The organism is Arenimonas caeni, from assembly GCF_003024235.1.
GTDB classification, from domain to species: domain Bacteria; phylum Pseudomonadota; class Gammaproteobacteria; order Xanthomonadales; family Xanthomonadaceae; genus Arenimonas; species Arenimonas caeni.
Genome location: NZ_KZ679088.1, coordinates 153,368 through 171,454 on the forward strand (window position 1 = coordinate 153,368; position 18,087 = coordinate 171,454).

Annotated in this window: 14 protein-coding genes and 1 pseudogene; 13 read left to right on the forward strand and 2 right to left on the reverse strand. The window is 69.1% G+C overall.

Annotation, left to right across the window (positions count from 1 at the left end; genetic code table 11):
- Nucleotides 1–41 precede the first annotated feature (41 nt).
- From C6N40_RS07305 to C6N40_RS07325, 5 genes are all read left to right on the forward strand, one after another.
- Nucleotides 42–1,256 carry a TIGR03032 family protein gene (locus C6N40_RS07305; protein ID WP_240183471.1) on the forward strand — a complete coding sequence of 405 codons (1,215 nt, stop codon included), beginning with the start codon at nt 42–44 and terminating at the stop codon, nt 1,254–1,256.
- Nucleotides 1,253–1,696, forward strand: coding sequence for an EF-hand domain-containing protein (locus C6N40_RS07310; protein ID WP_106990360.1), 444 nt, complete (start codon nt 1,253–1,255; stop codon nt 1,694–1,696). Before C6N40_RS07305 ends, C6N40_RS07310 begins: the two co-directional genes overlap by 4 nt.
- Nucleotides 1,693–2,235, forward strand: coding sequence for a hypothetical protein (locus C6N40_RS07315; protein ID WP_106990361.1), 543 nt, complete (start codon nt 1,693–1,695; stop codon nt 2,233–2,235). The genes C6N40_RS07310 and C6N40_RS07315 overlap by 4 nt, the downstream gene beginning before the upstream one ends.
- A gap of 24 nt (nt 2,236–2,259) precedes the next feature.
- Nucleotides 2,260–3,924 carry a M4 family metallopeptidase gene (locus C6N40_RS07320; protein ID WP_240183472.1) on the forward strand — a complete coding sequence of 555 codons (1,665 nt, stop codon included), beginning with the start codon at nt 2,260–2,262 and terminating at the stop codon, nt 3,922–3,924.
- A 130-nt stretch (nt 3,925–4,054) separates the two neighbouring features.
- The gene (locus tag C6N40_RS07325; RefSeq protein ID WP_106990362.1) at nt 4,055–4,864 is read left to right on the forward strand and encodes an energy transducer TonB; all 810 of its coding nucleotides are present in this window, start codon (nt 4,055–4,057) and stop codon (nt 4,862–4,864) included.
- 71 nt (nt 4,865–4,935) lie between these two features.
- Here C6N40_RS07325 and rho read toward each other — a convergent pair whose 3' ends face one another.
- Both rho and trxA read right to left on the reverse strand, forming a co-directional pair.
- Entirely contained in the window at nt 4,936–6,591 is a 1,656-nt protein-coding gene (rho, locus tag C6N40_RS07330; protein WP_106990363.1) for a transcription termination factor Rho, read from the reverse strand.
- 155 nt (nt 6,592–6,746) lie between these two features.
- Nucleotides 6,747–7,073: a thioredoxin TrxA gene (gene trxA, locus C6N40_RS07335; RefSeq protein ID WP_106990364.1), complete on the reverse strand. Its 327-nt coding sequence runs from the start codon at nt 7,071–7,073 to the stop codon at nt 6,747–6,749.
- A 172-nt stretch (nt 7,074–7,245) separates the two neighbouring features.
- Here trxA and rhlB point away from each other — a divergent pair, with 172 nt between their 5' ends.
- The 8 genes and pseudogenes from rhlB to C6N40_RS14680 form a co-directional block, all read left to right on the forward strand.
- The gene (gene rhlB / locus C6N40_RS07340; protein ID WP_106990365.1) at nt 7,246–8,970 is read left to right on the forward strand and encodes an ATP-dependent RNA helicase RhlB; all 1,725 of its coding nucleotides are present in this window, start codon (nt 7,246–7,248) and stop codon (nt 8,968–8,970) included.
- 16 nt (nt 8,971–8,986) lie between these two features.
- Nucleotides 8,987–9,673: a cell division ATP-binding protein FtsE gene (ftsE, locus tag C6N40_RS07345; protein ID WP_106990366.1), complete on the forward strand. Its 687-nt coding sequence runs from the start codon at nt 8,987–8,989 to the stop codon at nt 9,671–9,673.
- Nucleotides 9,670–10,650 (forward strand): permease-like cell division protein FtsX, encoded by a 981-nt coding sequence (gene ftsX, locus C6N40_RS07350; protein WP_106990367.1) that lies wholly within the window; start codon nt 9,670–9,672, stop codon nt 10,648–10,650. The genes ftsE and ftsX overlap by 4 nt, the downstream gene beginning before the upstream one ends.
- 1 nt (nt 10,651) lies before the next feature.
- Nucleotides 10,652–11,494 carry a response regulator gene (locus C6N40_RS07355; RefSeq protein ID WP_106990368.1) on the forward strand — a complete coding sequence of 281 codons (843 nt, stop codon included), beginning with the start codon at nt 10,652–10,654 and terminating at the stop codon, nt 11,492–11,494.
- A gap of 1 nt (nt 11,495) precedes the next feature.
- Complete coding sequence (gene ung, locus C6N40_RS07360; RefSeq protein ID WP_106990369.1) at nt 11,496–12,218, forward strand: uracil-DNA glycosylase; 723 nt, start codon at nt 11,496–11,498, stop codon at nt 12,216–12,218.
- Nucleotides 12,219–12,766: 548 nt separating this feature from the next.
- Nucleotides 12,767–16,272 (forward strand): beta strand repeat-containing protein (locus tag C6N40_RS14635; protein WP_425477678.1); only part of this gene is annotated, 3,506 nt, incomplete at its 3' end.
- A gap of 2 nt (nt 16,273–16,274) precedes the next feature.
- The coding region (locus tag C6N40_RS14640) for a DUF7507 domain-containing protein (protein ID WP_425477677.1) at nt 16,275–17,595 on the forward strand (1,321 nt) is incomplete at its 3' end.
- A 1-nt stretch (nt 17,596) separates the two neighbouring features.
- Nucleotides 17,597–18,087: pseudogene (locus C6N40_RS14680) on the forward strand (DUF7507 domain-containing protein); the annotation flags it as partial.

Here is an 18,087-nt window from a genome sequence, read left to right on the forward strand (position 1 = left end):
CCCAGGCACCAGGGACGGCAGTGAACAGTTCGGAGCAAGACGTGGCGAAGCAGAACCAGACCGGGACCCCCGCCGGGGAAGACGCGGCGCGGGAAGAGGAACTCGAAACCGGCCTGCAGACGGTATCGGCTGAAGCGGCGCCCGCCGCCCCGGCACCGGCCCAGCCCGGCGCCCCGCAGGCGCCCAAGGACCTGACCAAGCTGCAGGTGCAAAAGGCCTGCTCGCGCGGCCTGGCCGGCTGGCTGGGCATGAACCGCATGTCCCTGGCCATCACCTCCTACCAGACTGGGCGCATCTACCTGGTCGGCAGCGACCAGCAGGGCCGGGTTTCGTTCTTCGAGCGCATCTTCGAGCGCGCCATGGGCGTGGTCGGCAATGCCCAGCGCATCTACCTTGGCGGGCTCTACCAGCTCTGGCGCTTCGAGAACGTGCTGCGCCCGAACGAGGTCATCCACGGCCGCTTCGACAAGTGCTACGTGCCGCGCAACGCGCAGACCATCGGCGACCTGGACATCCACGAGCTGGGCATCTGCAGCAACGGCAAGGTGGTGTTCGTCAACACCAAGTATTCCTGCCTGGCGGAGCTGAGCCTGACGCACAGCTTCAAGGCGATCTGGAAGCCCAAGTTCATCAGCAAGCTCGCGCCCGAGGACCGCTGCCACCTCAATGGCCTGGCGATGGTCGACGGCAAGCCCAAGTACGTCACCGCCGTGTGCAAGAGCGATACGGTCGACGGCTGGCGCGACCGGCGCCAGGACGGCGGCGTGGTGATCGACGTCGAGACCGACGAGATCGTCTGCGAAGGCCTGTCCATGCCGCATTCGCCGCGCTGGGCCAACGGCAAGCTCTGGGTGCTCAACGCCGGCACCGGCCACCTGGGCTGGGTGGACTTCGAGAACAAGAAGTTCGTGCCGCTGTGCTTCGTGCCGGGTTTCGCGCGCGGCCTGTCGATCGCCGGCAACATCGCCGCGGTCGGCCTGTCCAAGCCGCGCAACCAGCGCTTCGAGGGCCTGCAGCTCGACGAGGAACTGCGCAAGCGCGACGCCGAACCCTGGTGCGGCGTGCAGATCATCTCGCTCACCAACGGCGACGTGCTCAACTGGATCCGCTTCGACGGCGACATCACCGAGATCTTCGACATCAGCTTCCTGCACAACGTGCGCAACCCGATGATGATCGGCCTGCGCACGCCGGAGATCCGCGACCTGATCACCTTCGAGGCGGTCCTCGAGCAGCCGCAGGAGGCCACGGAGTGAACCGCATCCGCCTGCTCGCCGCGGCGCTTCTGGTGCTGCCGGCCCTGGCCGTCGCCAAGCCGGCCGCCCCGCAGGGCGTCATGCCGGCCGAGCCGCCGGCCGACGTGCTGTTCCGCACCTGGGACGCGAACAAGGACGGCGTGCTTTCGAAGGAAGAGTTCCGCGCCGGCTGGGCCTCGGTTCGCCAGCGTGCCGCAACCAACGCCCAGGCCCGCCTGCGGACGCAGTTCGACCGCGCCGATGCCAACAAAGACCAGGCCATCGACGAGAAGGAATACCAAGGGCTCGTGCTCGTGCGGCGCGCCGGAGCCAACGCCCGTCCGCTCTCGCGCTATGACGCCAACAAGGATGGCAGGCTCCAGTTCGAGGAATACCTCGTGATGGTGCAGGACATGGCCCCGCGCACCGCCGCGCCGGCCGGAGGAAAGCCGCAGCAATGAGTTTCGAGATCATTCCCGTCTGGAAGCAGGTCACGCCCGAGCTCACGCAGGAGTTGCGCGAGTTCTGGGAGCGCAACAAGGCGCTCTCGAACGGCGAGCAGGCCGACATGCGTGCCCGGCAGGCCGTATGCATCGGCCGTGGCGAGGACGGCAAGATCTGCGCGGTGGGCACGGCCCAGCTGCGCATCCTGCCGCGCCTGCGCCAGCCTACCTACTACTACCGCCAGTTCTTCGATCCGGGCATCCGCGGACAGCACCAGACCGTGCCGTTCGCCCGGCGCGTCGTGCAGACGCTGCAGGCGTACAACGCCAGCCTCGAGAAGCCGGAGTCGATCGGCGTGGTCGCCGAACTCCAGAACAAGATGCTCGCCGGCCGCTACATCGGCGCGACCCAGGTCGAAGCGGGTTTCATCTTCATCGGTTACTCGCCGCGCAATTGCCCGATGTTCGTCAGCTACTTCGAGGGTGCGGAGCTGAAGCCGCCGGCGCCTCTGCGCCGCGCCCGGAATCCCGGTGCCGCCGCCAGCGGACGGCACTGACCTCCACCTGAAGGGAAATCGACCATGAAGCCCAAGACCAGCCTGCTCAGCGCCGCGATCCTGCCGGCGCTCGCCCTTGCCATGCTGCCGGCCGACGCCGACGCACAGACTTCGCAGTTCAAGCAGTCCGCGGCGCTCGCGCGGGCCGCGGCGCTGGTCGACGGGCCTGCCGCCCAGCGGCTGCACCGCGCGACCGGCGACAAGTTTGTGGCCCGCACGGCCGGTGTCGTGGTCGATGCCGACGGCACCGAGCACGTGCGCTTCAACCGCACCTGGGGCAATGGCCTTCCGGTGATCGGCGGCGATTTCGTGGTTCATTCGCGCAAGGGCCAGTTGGTCGACATCAGCCAGACGCTCGGCAGCTCGATGCGTCCGGTGAACGCCCGCGCCAGCTTCGGCAGCGGCCATGCCATCAACGTCGCCACCCGCGCCTTCGGCCTGCGACCGCAGGCCCCGGCCACCAGCCGCCAGGTGGTCTACGCCCGCACCGGCGAGCCGGTGCTGGCCCACGAGGTCCTGCTCAAGGGCGTCCGCCCGGACCAGACCCCGACCGAAATGCATTACATCGTCAGTGCGGTCGACGGCCGCCTGCTCGACAAGTGGGACGACATCCACACGGCGCGCCCGGGCCGCGACCGCGACAACTGCAACAGCGCCATGCCGGCCAACGGCACGGGCAACACCCTCACCGCCGGAACGGTGGCGCTGGGCACGGCCAAGTGCGGTACGACCTACCAGCTCAAGGACGTCGTGCGCGGCAGCGGCATGACCACCAACATGGGCATGCGCCAGTTCGGCATGGGCACCGTGTTCGTCGACGCCGACAACACCTGGGGCAACGGCAGCCTCTCGAACGCCCAGACGACGGGCGCCGAGGCGCACTACGGCGTGGCTTTGACCTGGGACTATTTCCTCAACGAGTTCGGTCGCAACGGCATCGCCGACGATGGCGTTGGCGCCGTCGCCCGCGTGCACTACGGCCGCAACTACGTCAATGCGTTCTGGTCCGACTCCTGCTTCTGCATGACCTTCGGCGATGGCGACAACGGCGTGAACTACTACCCGCTCACCGTCATCGACGTGGCCGCCCACGAAATGACCCACGGCATCACCAGCCGCACCGCCGACCTGATCTACAGCGGCGAGTCCGGCGGCCTGAACGAGGCCACCTCCGACATCTTCGGCGCCATGGTGGAGTTCTACGCCAACAACGCCGCCGACCCGGGCGACTACCTGATCGGCGAGGAGTTCATCGTCGGCAACCCGGGCGACGAGGCCCTGCGTTACATGTTCAAGCCCAGCCTCGACGGCGCGTCCTACGACTGCTACGAGCCGGGCCTGGGTTCCGACGACGTGCACTACACCTCGGGCGTGGCCAACCGCTTCTTCTACCTGCTGGCCGAGGGCGCGGTGGTGCCGGCCGGCTTCGGTGCGGGCACGAGTTTCAGCCTGACGCCGGCAGACCTCGTCTGCGACGGCAACACCACGCATGCCGGCATCGGTCGCGCCAAGGCCGGGCAGATCTGGTACCGCGCCCTGACCACCTACATGACCTCGAACACGGACTACGCGGGTGCGCGTGCCGCCACCGAGCAGGCCGCCGCCGAACTGTACGGCGCCGACTCGGCCGAGGAGCTGGCCGTGTCCGCGGCCTGGGATTCGGTCCTGGTCAACAACATCCCGGAGTGACGGGACTTGCACCAAGGCTGGACGGAAAGGGCGCCCTGGGGCGCCCTTTCCCTTTGCAGCGGCACCCGGGCGCCCTTGCCCAGGCCAGCCGCCCGTGATGAAGTCGCGGCAGGTCCACCCGGAGACGCCGATGCGAACGATCCTCCTCGCCTGCCTGCTGCTCGCAGGCCCGGCGGCCACGGCAAGCGAACAGAGCCACTTCCGCGCCACCGTGAAAGGCGAACTCACCATCGGCACGGACGGCGGGGTGCTGGAGGTGCGCTTCGACGACGCGGCATGGATGAAGCCGCCGGTCCGCGAGGGTTATGAGGACCAGATCCGTTCCTGGCGTTTCGAACCCATCCTCGAGGACGGCAAGGCCGTCAATGCGATCGGGCGGATGAGCCTGCAGTTGTCCGCCATGCGTGACGACGAGGCCGGGCGAGCCGAGTTCCGGATCGACCGGGCGTATTTCCTCGATCCCGAGCCGGCCGATGGCGCGGCGGGCGAGGACCGCGCCGGCCTGTTGCGCCCGCCGGTCTATCCCGCCGATGCCGCGCGTGCGGGCGTCGGCGCCTTCGTGGGCATGGTGGTGCGGCTGGACGCCGACGGCTTGCCGGAGCAGGTGGCGATGGAAAAGCTGGCCTTCAGCGGGGTTGAACCACGCTCCCACGGGCGCAGGCTGGCCACCCAGTTCGAGAAGGCAACGCTGGCCGCGGCCAGGTCCTGGCGCTTCCCGGGCTACGAGGCCGGCCAGGTGCTGCGCGTCCCGGTCACCTATTCGCCGCCGCGATTCCCGGCGCAGTCAGCCGGCTGGGTCCAGGTATTCCCGACGGTGCGCGAGGTCCCGGCCTGGGTGTTGGCCGAGCATGGCGCACGCCAGCCCGTCGAGCTGGCCGCAAGCGGCGAGCGCGGTTCCGAGCGTTTGCGCTTGCTGACGCCGCTGTCCCCGGAGGGCTGACCCACCCACCGGGCCCGAACGAAAACGCCGGCCCTGGGGCCGGCGTTTCCTTGTCGAAGCCTGGGACGGACTCAGCGCTTCATCGACTGGAAGAACTCGTCGTTGGACTTGGTGTTCTTCATCTTGTCGAGCAGGAACTCCATGGCCGCCAGCTCGTCCATCGGGTGCAGCAGCTTCCGCAGGATCCAGATCTTCTGCAGCATGTCCGGCTCGATCAGCAGCTCCTCGCGGCGGGTGCCGGAGCGGTTGATGTTGATGGCCGGGTAGACGCGCTTTTCGGCGATGCGGCGGTCCAGGTGCACCTCGGAGTTGCCGGTGCCCTTGAACTCCTCGTAGATCACCTCGTCCATCTTCGAGCCGGTGTCGACCAGCGCGGTGGCGATGATGGTCAGCGAGCCGCCTTCCTCGACGTTGCGGGCCGCGCCGAAGAAGCGCTTCGGGCGGTGCAGGGCATTGGCGTCGACGCCGCCGGTGAGCACCTTGCCGGAGCTCGGCACGACCGTGTTGTAGGCGCGGGCCAGGCGGGTGATCGAGTCGAGCATGATCACCACGTCCTTCTTGTGCTCGACCAGGCGCTTGGCGCGCTCGATCACCATCTCGGCCACCTGCACGTGGCGCGCGGCCGGCTCGTCGAAGGTCGAGGAGATGACCTCGCCGCGCACGGAGCGCTGCATTTCGGTCACTTCCTCGGGACGCTCGTCGATCAGCAGCACGATCAGGTGCACGTCCGGGTGGTTGTACAGGATGGCCTGGGCCACGTTCTGCATCAGCATGGTCTTGCCGGCCTTGGGCGGCGAGACGATCAGCGCGCGTTGGCCCTTGCCGATCGGCGACATCAGGTCCATCACGCGGCCGGTGATGTCCTCCGAACTGCCGTTGCCGCGCTCGAGCTTGAAGCGCTCGCGCGGGAACAGCGGCGTGAGGTTCTCGAACAGCACCTTGCCCTTCGACGCCTCCGGCGGCTCGCCGTTGATGGTGTCGACGATGTTGAGCGCCACGTAGCGCTCGCCGTCCTTGGGGCTGCGGATGCGGCCGGCGATGTGGTCGCCGGTGCGCAGGTTGAAGCGGCGGATCTGGCTGGGCGAGATGTAGACGTCGTCCGGGCCGGCCAGGTAGCTGGCGTCGTCGCTGCGCAGGAAGCCGTAGCCGTCGGGCAGGATCTCGAGCACGCCGTCGCCGGCCACGCCCTGCGGATGGCGGGTGAGCACCTTGAGCAGGGCGAAGTTGACGTCCTGCTTGCGCATGCGCGCAACGCCTTCGTGCAGGCCCAGCTTGTCGGCGATCTCGAGCAGCTTGTGCGCGGGCATGCGCTTGAGGTCGTTGAGGCTGTAGACCGGGAAGTCCGGCGGCAGCTGCGGCAGCGGGCGTTCGCCCTGGCCGCCGCCGTTGCCGGCGTTGCCATTGCCCTCGTCCTCGTCGCGGGGACGGTCGCGGAAGCGGTCGCGCTTGTCGCGGAAGCGGTCGCGGCGGTTGCGGCGACCCTCGCGGTTGCGCTGGTCGCCGCCGCCCTGGCCGCCATCCTCGCCGCCCTGGCCGCCCTGGCCGGACGACGAATGGCCGCCGCCATCGCCACCGGACGCGGCTGCGGGAGCCTCGGCAGGTGCAGGCGGTGCCGGAGGCGCAGCCGCGGGCGCGGGCGCTTCGGACGGGGTTTCGGTGGCGGCGGCGCGCGGCTTGCGCGGGCGCTTCTCGGCGCTGGCGCCGGAATCGGTTTCGTTTTCGGACACAGGATTCACCTCGCGAGCGCGAGCGTGGGGAGGGAGGGGAGACAAAGAGACATCGGCGCCCGGGGCGCCCGAATGGCCTTCAAACTAACACCGGCGGGGGCGGCCAGACAAGCCACCGCCCGCCAGGGGCCCCGGCGGGGCCGGGGCGGGGGCGCTCAAAGCGCCTTGTCGACGAACTGCGCCAGCTGGGCCTTGCCCACCGCGCCGACCTGGGTCGAGTGCACCTTGCCGTCCTTGAACAGCATCAGGGTCGGGATGCCGCGCACCGCGTACTGGCGCGGGGTCTGCGGATTGTGGTCGATGTTGATCTTCACCACCTTCACCTTGCCGGCGTAGGTATTGGCCATTTCATCGACGATCGGGCCGATCATCTTGCAGGGGCCGCACCACTCGGCCCAGAAATCCACCAGCACCGGGGTTTCGGACTTGAGCACCTGGGCCTCGAAGTCGGTGTCACCCACATGAAGCACCTGGTCGCTCATGCGTCAAACTCCTGATTTTCTTGGGGGTCGCAGCCGGGCAAGGCCGCCGTTGGGTTAAACTGGGGCGCTTCAGACGCCAATTCAACCATCGTTGGCGGCCCCCGGTCCGAGGCCAGTGTGCGACCCACCGGGGCAGCCGCGCAAGCGCAGAGACGCGCATCCAGGGAACACAATGTCCGACAAACCGCTGACTGATATCGCTTTTTCCAGTTTCGAGCTGCATCCGGCCCTGCTCGCCGGGCTCGAATCCGCGGGCTTCACCCGCTGCACCCCCATCCAGGCCCTGACCCTGCCGATCGCCCTGCCCGGGCGGGACGTCGCCGGCCAGGCCCAGACCGGCACCGGCAAGACCCTGGCCTTCCTGGTCGCGCTGATGAACCGGCTGCTGACCCGCCCGGCCCTGGCCGACCGCAAGCCCGAGGACCCGCGCGCCCTGATCCTGGCGCCCACCCGCGAGCTGGCCATCCAGATCCACAAGGACGCGGTGAAGTTCGGCAACGAACTCGGCCTGCGCTTCGCCCTCGTCTACGGCGGCGTCGACTACGACAAGCAGCGCGAGCTGCTGCAGCAGGGCGTCGACGTCATCATCGCCACCCCGGGCCGCCTGATCGACTACGTCAAGCAGCACAAGGTCGTGTCCCTGCACGCCTGCGAGGTCTGCGTGCTCGACGAGGCCGACCGCATGTTCGACCTCGGCTTCATCAAGGACATCCGCTTCCTGCTGCGGCGCATGCCGATCCGCACCGAGCGCCAGACCCTGCTCTTCAGCGCCACCCTCAGCCACCGCGTGCTGGAGCTGGCCTACGAACACATGAACGAGCCCGAGAAGCTCGTCGTCGAGGCCGAGACCATCACCGCCGCGCGCGTGCGCCAGAAGGTCTACTTCCCGGCCGACGAGGAGAAGATTCCGCTGCTGATCGGCTTGCTGACCCGCTCCGAGGGCCACCGCACCATGGTGTTCGTGAACACCAAGGTCTGGGTCGAGCGCGTGGCCCGGGCGCTGGAGAAGGCCGGCTTCCGGGTCGGCGTGCTCAGCGGCGACGTGCCGCAGAAGAAGCGCGAGACCCTGCTTGCCCGCTTCCAGAAGGGCCAGCTCGACATCCTGGTGGCCACCGACGTGGCCGCCCGTGGCCTGCACATCGACGGCGTCTCGCACGTCTACAACTACGACCTGCCGTTCGACGCCGAGGACTACGTCCACCGCATCGGCCGCACCGCGCGCCTGGGCGCCGAGGGCGACGCGATCAGCTTCGCCTGCGAGCGCTACGCCATGTCGCTGCCCGACATCGAAGCCTACATCGAGCAGAAGCTGCCGGTGGCCCAGGTCGAGAAGGAGCTGCTGGTGCCGGTGCCGCGCGCGCCGCGCGCCGCCGTCGAGGGCGAGGACGCGGGCGAGAGCGTGAGCGCCATCTTCCGCGAGGTCCGCGAGGCCAAGGCCGCCGAGGACGAGAAGCGCGGCCGTGGCGGCCGGGGTGGTCGCGAAGGCGGCCGCGAAGGCGGTCGTGGCCGCGGCGAACGTTCGGGCCCGCGCCCGGGCGCGCCGCGCGGCGAGCGCAAGCCGCGTGCCGCCGACGCGGTTGCCGGTGCCGACGCCCAGGCCGAACTGCCGCTCGAGCGCCCGGCCCAGCGCCCGGCGCCGTCCTCGCCGATGCAGGCCGACCCCGATGCGCCCGCCCGCAAGCGCCGTCGCCGCCGCCGCGGCCGTCCGGTGGATGCCGCCGGTGCCGAAGGCGCCGCGCCGCGCAAGGAAGGCGAGGCGCCGCGTAAGGAAGGCGCCCGCCGCAAGCCCGAGCCGGCCACCGCCGCGCCGGCCCCCGAGACGAAGCCTTCGCTGTTCGGCCGCATCAAGGCCGGCCTGAGTTCGCTGGTCAAGCGCACCCCGCCCGCCAAGCATTGAGGTTTATGCTCGGCACATGGCCCTGCTGCGCTTCGACAACGTCACCAAGACCTACCCGGGCAACCCGCCGGCGCTGAGTGAAGTCAGCTTCGCGGTCGACGAGGGCGAGATGCTCTTCGTCACCGGCCACTCCGGCGCCGGCAAGTCCACCCTGCTGCGGCTGGTGCACCTGTCCGAGCGCCCGAGCCGCGGCACGGTGCTGGTGAACGAGCGCAACCTGGCCAAGGTGCGCGGGCGCAAGGTGCCGCTGCACCGGCGCCAGGTCGGCGTGGTCTTCCAGGACCACCGCCTGCTGACCGACCGCAGCGTGTTCGACAACGTCGCGCTGCCGCTGCTGATCGCCGGCACGCCGCACGCGGAAGTCGGCAAGCGCGTGCGCACCGTGCTCGACAAGGTCGGCCTGGGCGGTCGCGAGCGCTCGCTGCCGCTGCAGCTCTCGACCGGCGAACAGCAGCGCGTGGGCATCGCCCGCGCCATCGTCGCCCAGCCGCAGCTGCTGGTGGCCGACGAACCCACCGGCAACCTCGACCCGCAGCTGGCCGCCGAGATCATGCAGCTCTTCGCCTCGCTGCCGGCCTCCGGCACCACGGTGATCATCGCCAGCCACGACCTGGCCCTGGTCAAGCGCATGCGCCGGCGCGTGCTGGTGCTCGACCACGGCAGGCTCGTGGACGACATCTCGCCCGAGGACCTGGCGGCATGAGCAAGGCCGAAACCCGCGCCAAGCCCGCCGCCGCCGAACGCGTGCGCCCCGGCGGCTTCGGCAGCCGCCTGCGTGCCTGGCGCGAACAGCACCTGTTCGCCCTGGTCTCCAGCCTCGGCCGCCTGCTGCAGCGCCCGGTGGCCACCGCGCTCACCGTCGGCGTGATGGCCGTGGCGATCGCGCTGCCGCTGGGCCTGTCCCTGGCCCTGGGCAACCTCGAGCGCTTTTCCGGCAGCGTCAGCGAATCGCGCGAGATCGGCGTCTTCCTGCTGCCGTCGGTGGACGGCGAACAGGCGCAGGCGATGGCCGCCGGGCTGCGCCAGCGCCCGGACGTGGCCGGCGTGGGCGTGCGTTCGCCCGACGATGGCCTGGCCGAGTTCCAGGCCATGAGCGACCTGGCCGGGGCCCTGGAGGTACTCGAGGGCAATCCGCTGCCCTGGGTGCTGGTGGTGCAGCCGGGCGGCGACGGCGACGGTGCCGCCCTGGCGGCGGCGCTGGCGGCGCTGCCGGAGGTCGAAGTGGTGCAGCACGACGCCGTCTGGCGCCAGCGCCTGTCGGCCTGGCTGGCCTTCGGCGAGCGCGTGGTGCAGGTGGTGGCGGTGCTGCTGGGCTTGGGCGTGCTGCTGGTGGTGGGCAATACCGTGCGCCTGGACATCGGCGCGCGCGCCGAGGAAATCGCCGTACTCCAGCACCTGGGCGCCACCGACGGCTTCGTGCGCCGGCCTTTCCTCTACCTGGGCGCCTGGTACGGCCTGGCCGCCGGCCTGTCGGCGCTGGTGCTGCTGGTCCTGGCGGGCCTGGCCCTGCAGGGCCGGCTGAGCGCGCTGGTGGCCAGCTACGGCAGCCAGTTCGAGCTGGCCGGGCCCGGCTGGCGCGGCACCCTGGTGCTGCTGGCGGGTGCCGCCGCCATGGGGTGGCTGGGCGCGTGGCTCGCAACCGGGCATCATCTACGCCAGACCCGTCCTACGGACGTGTGACATGAACAGCCCAGCTTTCCGAAGTTTCGACACTACCAGCCCGCGCATCATGGTCGTGGACGGATCCAAGGTCGTCCGCAAGATGATCGAGGGCGTGCTGCGCCAGCAGCTGCCCGACATGGAGTTCGTCGGCTGCGAGACCGGCGAGGAGGCCAAGGCCGCGCTGCAGGCCGGTGCGGTGAACCTGGTCACCATGGCCCTGCGCCTGCCCGACATGGACGGCCTGGACCTGGCGCGCTACCTGCGCGAGCACACGCCGCAGGCCTACATCCCCATCATCGTCGTCTCCGGCGACGTGCAGGAGCGGCTCGAGAGCCGTTCGATCAGCGACGACGTCACCGACTATTTCGACAAGTCGCTGGGCTTCAACGCCCTGGCCGCCTTCATCAAGGGCTACGTCGCGCCCGAGTCCGAGGCCGGCGGCGAAGTGCTCTATGTCGAGGACAGCCGCGTCGTGGCCATGGCCACCCGCCGCATGCTGGAAAAACACGGCCTCACCGTCACCCACGCCACCGGCGTCGAAGACGCCATCGCCCATCTCGAGACGGCCAGGGCGCAGGGCAGGGTGCCGGGCCCGGATGTCGTGCTCACCGACGTCTACCTCAAGGGCGAGCTCACCGGAAAGGACCTGCTCAAGTCGATCCGCGAGGAGTTCGGCTATGCCAAGGGCCTGCTGCCGGTGCTGGTGATGACCGGCGACGCCAACCTGGCCAACCAGAGCGACCTGCTGCGCGCCGGTGCCAACGACCTGGTGCAAAAGCCCATCGAGGAGCGCCTGCTGGTGACCAAGCTGCTGTTCCAGCTGCGGGTCGGCAGGATGCTGCGCGCCAAGCTCGGCAAGTAGGGTGGGCGAGGACCGCGTCCGGCTCGAGCCGGGCTGGAAGGCCCGGGTCGGCGACTACCTGTTGCGTCCGGACATGCAGGAACTCTCCGCGTTCCTGCGTAGGGAAAAGGCGGCCGGCAAGCGCATATTCCCGCCCGGGCCGCGCATCTTCTCGGCGCTCGACGCCACGCCCTTCGACCAGGTCAAGGTCGTCATCCTCGGCCAGGACCCCTACCACGGCGCCGGCCAGGCCCACGGCCTGTGTTTTTCGGTGCTGCCGGGCGTGCCGGTGCCGCCCTCGCTGCTCAACATCTTCAAGGAGATCCGGGCCGACCTCGGCATCGCGCCGCCCGACCACGGCTGCCTGCTGCCCTGGGCCCGCCGGGGCGTGCTGCTGCTCAATGCCGTGCTGACGGTGGAGGAAGGCCGGGCCGGCTCGCACCAGGGCCGGGGCTGGGAGGGCTTCACCGACGCCATCGTCCAGGCCTTGGACCGGGAGAAGGAGGGCCTGGTGTTCATGCTCTGGGGCGCTTACGCCCAGGCCAAGGGCAAATTGCTGCAGGGCCGGCACTGCGTGCTGCGTGCCCCGCACCCTTCGCCGCTGTCGGCGCACCGGGGCTTCCTGGGCTGCGGGCACTTCGGCAAGGCCAACCGCTGGCTGCAGGGCGGCGGCAAGGCGCCGGTGGACTGGGCCTTGCCCGGCCGCGAACAGGTCGAGGCGCTTCTCACCGCGCCAGGACCTTGATCCGGGTCTTCTGACGGGAAACGTGACGCCGTTCACACCCCGGTGCGAAACGTGATCTCTGACGCAAGGCGGCGCATTTTGTCCTCCAGCGCCACAATTTTATATCAGTTAGCCGTCTCAGACCATTGAAAATAAAGGGATTTCTACAAAAGGCAGCTCAATCCTTGCCTTTCACGACAGCCCTGTAGGAGGCTTACAAGTTGCGTGCAGGGGCAAAATTGCACGTAACAGCGGGCCAGACACGTTCTGGCACGCGTTTTGCATAAGTGGGATTTGGCGCCCAGTTACAAAACAGATTCCAAGGCGCCGTTTTATTTTTTTCAGGGGGCAAGGTGGCTGTGGAAATCGATTCGGGACGTCGTCCCGGCGCCCGAGTGCGCCTTGGTCTGGCCGCTTCTGCGCTTGCCTTGCTCTTCTGCCTGGGGTCCGCGTCAGCCCAGGACGCCATCAATACCGCCACGGTCGCGGCGCCCGCGGGCATCACTGATCCGAACCCGGGAAACGACAGCGCGACCGACACCGACGCCCTGCTGACGCCGGCGCTCGCCGTGACCAAGTCGGGCGCGCTGGATGCCGACGTGGTCGTGCCAGCGGGCGTGGCCAACATCGGCGACCAGATCGCCTACACCATCACCGTCCAGAACACCGGCACCGGACCGGCCTCCGGGGTCACGGTTTCCGATCCCCTGCTGGCCGCGTTGAGCTGCCAGATCGGCGGCTCCGCGGTGGCGCTGCCTGCGACCCTGGCGGCGTCCCAGAGCCTGGTTTGCGCCGGTTCCTACACCCTTGACCAGGACGACATCGACGCCGGCAGCGTTGACAACACCGCGACCGTCACCGCGGACCAGGCTTGCCGCCCCGGGCTGGACCCGGTCTGTTCGGCGACCGAGAACACGGCGGTTCCCCAGGTCGAGGCCCTGACGCTGGCCAAGGCCGCCGCGGTCCTGGCCAACGACGTCAACGGCGACGGCTTCGTCAATGCCGGCGACACCCTCGAGTACACGGTCACGGCCACCAACACCGGCAATGTCGCCCTCAGCGACGTGGTGGTCAGCGACGCCCTGCTCACGCCGGGCAGCATCACGTGCGCGACGCTTGCCGCCGGGGACACCTGCGTGCTGACCGGCACGCACGTGGTTCCCGCTGCGGAGGCCCAGGCCGGCGAGGTGGTCAACACCGCCAGTGCCACCAGCACGGAAGTGCCGGGCCCGACCGACTCGAACACCGTTACGACCCCGGTCGTCCAGGTGCCTGCGCTGACGCTGGTGAAGTCCAACGCCACGCTGACCACCGACGCCGATTCGTCCGGCGACATCACCGAAGGCGACACGCTGAGCTACACCGTCACGCTGACCAATACCGGTGACGTGGCGCTGAGCGACGTGGTCATCAACGACGCGCAGCTGAGTCCTGCCAGCGCGAGCTGCGCCAGCGTCGCCGTGGGCGGTACCTGCGTGCTCACGGGTACGCACGTCGTCACGGCCGCGGAAGCCCAGGCGGGCGAAGTGGTCAATACCGCCAATGCGACCAGCACGGAGATCCCGGGTCCGACGGATTCGAACACCGTCACCACCCCTGTCGTCCAGATCCCGGCGCTGACGCTCGATAAGTCGGCGGCCACGCTGGCGACCGATGCGGATGCCAGTGGCAACATCACCGAGGGCGACACGCTCAGCTACACCGTTACGCTGACCAACACCGGCGACGTTGCGCTCACCAATGTCATCGTCAACGACGCCCAGCTGACCCCGGCCAGCGCCACCTGCGCCAACGTGGCGGTCGGTGGCACCTGCGTGCTGACCGGCACCCACGTGGTCACCGCCGCCGAAGCCCAGGCGGGCGAGGTCGTCAACACCGCCAACGGGACCAGCACCGAAGTCCCGGGTCCGACCGACTCGAACACCGTCACCACGCCGGTCGTGCAGGTGCCGGCGCTGACGCTGGTGAAGTCCAACGCCACGCTGAGCACCGACGCGGATGCCAGCGGAAACATCACCGAAGGGGACACGCTGAGCTACACCGTTACCCTCACGAACACGGGCGACGTGGCGCTCACGAGCGTGGTGATCAACGACGCCCAGCTGAATCCTGCGAGCGCGAGCTGCGCCAGTGTCGCCGTGGGCGGCACCTGTGTGCTGTCGGGCACCCACGTGGTGACTGCCGCCGAAGCCCAGGCGGGCGAGGTGGTCAACACCGCCAACGCGACCAGCACGGAGATCTCGGGTCCGACGGATTCGAACACCGTCACCACCCCTGTCGTCCAAATCCCGGCGCTGACCCTCGACAAGTCGGCGGCCACGCTGGCCACCGATGCCGACGCATCCGGCAACATCACCGGAGGCGACACGCTTTCCTACACCATCACCCTGACCAACACGGGCGACGTCGCCCTGACCTCGGTCGTGGTCAGCGATCCGCAGCTGACGCCGGGCAGCACCAGCTGCGCGACGGTCGCCGTGGGCGGCACCTGCGTGCTGACCGGCACCCATGTCGTGAGCAATGCCGAGGCGCTTGCCGGCGAGGTGGTCAACACCGCCAGTGCGACCAGCACGGAAGTCCCGGGTCCGACGGACTCGAACACCGTCACCACGCCCGTGGTCCAGGTGCCTGCGCTGACGCTGGTGAAGTCCAACGCCACGCTGGCCACCGACGCGGATGCCAGCGGTGACATCACCGAAGGCGACACGCTGAGCTACACCGTCACGCTGACCAATATCGGTGACGTGACGCTGAGCGACGTGGTCATCAACGACGCCCAGCTGACCCCGGCCAGCGCCACCTGCGCCAGCGTCGCGGTCGGTGGCACCTGCGTGCTCACCGGCACCCACGTGGTCACCGCCGCCGAAGCCCAGGCGGGTGAGGTGGTCAACACCGCCAACGCCACCAGCACGGAGATCCCGGGTCCGACGAATTCGAACACTGTTACGACCCCGGTCGTCCAGGTGCCGGCGCTCACCCTCGATAAGTCGGCCGCCACGCTGACGACCGACGCGGACGCTTCGGGCGACATCACCGAAGGCGACACGCTCAGTTACACCGTCACGCTGACCAATACCGGTGACGTCGCGCTCACCAACGTGATCGTCAACGACGCCCAGCTCACGCCGGCCAGCGCCACGTGCGCCAGCGTTGCCGTGGGCGCCACTTGCGTGCTCTCGGGCACCCACGTGGTCACGGCGGCCGAGGCCCAGGCGGGCGAGGTGGTCAACACCGCAAACGCCAGCAGCAACGAAGTGCCGGGTCCGACCAGCTCCAACACCGTGACCACGCCGGTCGTCCAGCTGCCGGCACTGACGCTGTCGAAGTCGGCTGCCACCTTGACCACCGACGCCGACAGCTCGGGCGACATCACCGAAGGCGACACCCTTAGCTACACGGTGACGCTGACCAATACCGGCGACGTCGCGCTGACCAACGTCGTCATCAACGACGCCCAGCTGACCCCGGGCAGCACCACCTGCGCCAGCGTTGCGATTGGCGGCACCTGCGTGCTCTCGGGCACCCACGTGGTCACGGCCGCCGAGGCCCAGGCCGGCGAAGTGGTCAACACCGCGAACGCGACCAGCACCGAAGTGCCGGGTCCGACGGACTCGAACACCGTCACTACCCCGGTTTCGCAGGTTCCGGAGTTCGGCCTGCTTAAGTCCGCGGCGACGCTGGCCAGCGACGCCGACGCCAGCGGCGACATCACCGAAGGCGACACGCTCAGCTACACCGTCACCTTGACCAACAGCGGTGACGTGGCGCTCACGAACGTGATCATCAACGACGCCCAGCTCACCCCGGGCAGCATCACCTGCGCCAACGTCGCCATCGGTGGTACCTGCGTGCTCTCGGGCACCCACGTGGTCACGGCGGCCGAGGCCCAGGCGGGCGAGGTGGTCAACACCGCCAGCGCCACCAGCACCGAAGTGCCGGGTCCGACGGACTCCAACACCGTCACGACGCCGGTCATCCAGGTGCCGGCGCTCACGCTGTCGAAGTCGGGGGCTACCCTGGCGACTGACGCCGACGGCAGCGGCAACATCACTGAAGGCGACACGCTCAGCTACACNCTTGACCAACAGCGGTGACGTGGCGCTCACGAACGTGATCATCAACGACGCCCAGCTCACCCCGGGCAGCATCACCTGCGCCAACGTCGCCATCGGTGGTACCTGCGTGCTCTCGGGCACCCACGTGGTCACGGCGGCCGAGGCCCAGGCGGGCGAGGTGGTCAACACCGCCAGCGCCACCAGCACCGAAGTGCCGGGTCCGACGGACTCCAACACCGTCACGACGCCGGTCATCCAGGTGCCGGCGCTCACGCTGTCGAAGTCGGGGGCTACCCTGGCGACTGACGCCGACGGCAGCGGCAACATCACTGAAGGCGACACGCTCAGCTACACGATCACGCTGACCAATACCGGCGACGTCGCGCTGACGAACGTGATCGTCAACGACGCCCAGCTCACGCCGGGCAGCACGAGCTGCGCCAGCGTCGCCGTGGGCGGCACCTGCGTGCTCACGGGTACGCACGTGGTCACCGCCGCCGAAGCCCAGGCGGGCGAGGTGGTCAACACCGCCAACGCCACCAGCACGGAAGTGCCGGGCCCGACCGACTCGAACACGGTCACCACGCCCGTGGTCCAGGTGCCTGCCCTGACGCTGGACAAGTCGGCCGCCACGCTGACGACCGATGCCGATGGCAGCGGCAACATCACCGAAGGCGACACGCTGAGCTACACCGTCACGCTGACCAATACCGGCGACGTCGCGCTCACCAACGTGATCGTCAGCGACGCCCAGCTGACTCCGGCCAGCATCAACTGCGCCAGCGTCGCCGTGGGCGGCACCTGCGTGCTGTCGGGCACCCACGTGGTGACTGCCGCGGAAGCCCAGGCTGGTGAGGTGATCAATACGGCCAACGCCACCAGCACCGAAGTGCCGGGTCCGACCAGCTCCAACACCGTCACGACGCCGGTCATCCAGGTGCCGGCGCTCACCCTCGATAAGTCGGCCGCCACGCTGACCACCGATGCCGACGGCTCGGGTGACATCACCGAAGGCGACACGCTTTCCTACACCGTCACGCTCACGAATACCGGCGACGTGGCGCTGACCAACGTGATCGTCAACGACGCCCAGCTGACCCCGGCCAGCACGAGCTGCGCCAGCGTGGCGATTGGCGCCACCTGCGTGCTCTCGGGCACCCACGTGGTCACGGCTGCCGAGGCGCAAGCCGGTGAAGTGATCAATACGGCCGACGCGACCAGCACGGAGGTGCCGGGTCCGACGGATTCGAACACCGTCATCACGCCGGTCATCCAGGTCCCGGCGCTGACCCTCGACAAGTCGGCAGCCACCTTGACCACCGACGCCGACAGCTCGGGCGACANTTCCTACACCGTCACGCTCACGAATACCGGCGACGTGGCGCTGACCAACGTGATCGTCAACGACGCCCAGCTGACCCCGGCCAGCACGAGCTGCGCCAGCGTGGCGATTGGCGCCACCTGCGTGCTCTCGGGCACCCACGTGGTCACGGCTGCCGAGGCGCAAGCCGGTGAAGTGATCAATACGGCCGACGCGACCAGCACGGAGGTGCCGGGTCCGACGGATTCGAACACCGTCATCACGCCGGTCATCCAGGTCCCGGCGCTGACCCTCGACAAGTCGGCAGCCACCTTGACCACCGACGCCGACAGCTCGGGCGACATCACCGAAGGCGACACGCTCAGCTACACCGTCACGCTGACCAATACCGGCGACGTGGCGCTCACGAACGTGATCGTCAACGACGCCCAGTTGACTCCGTCCAGTGCGACCTGCGCCAGCGTTGCCGTGGGCGGGACGTGCGTGCTGTCCGGCACGCACGTGGTCACGGCCG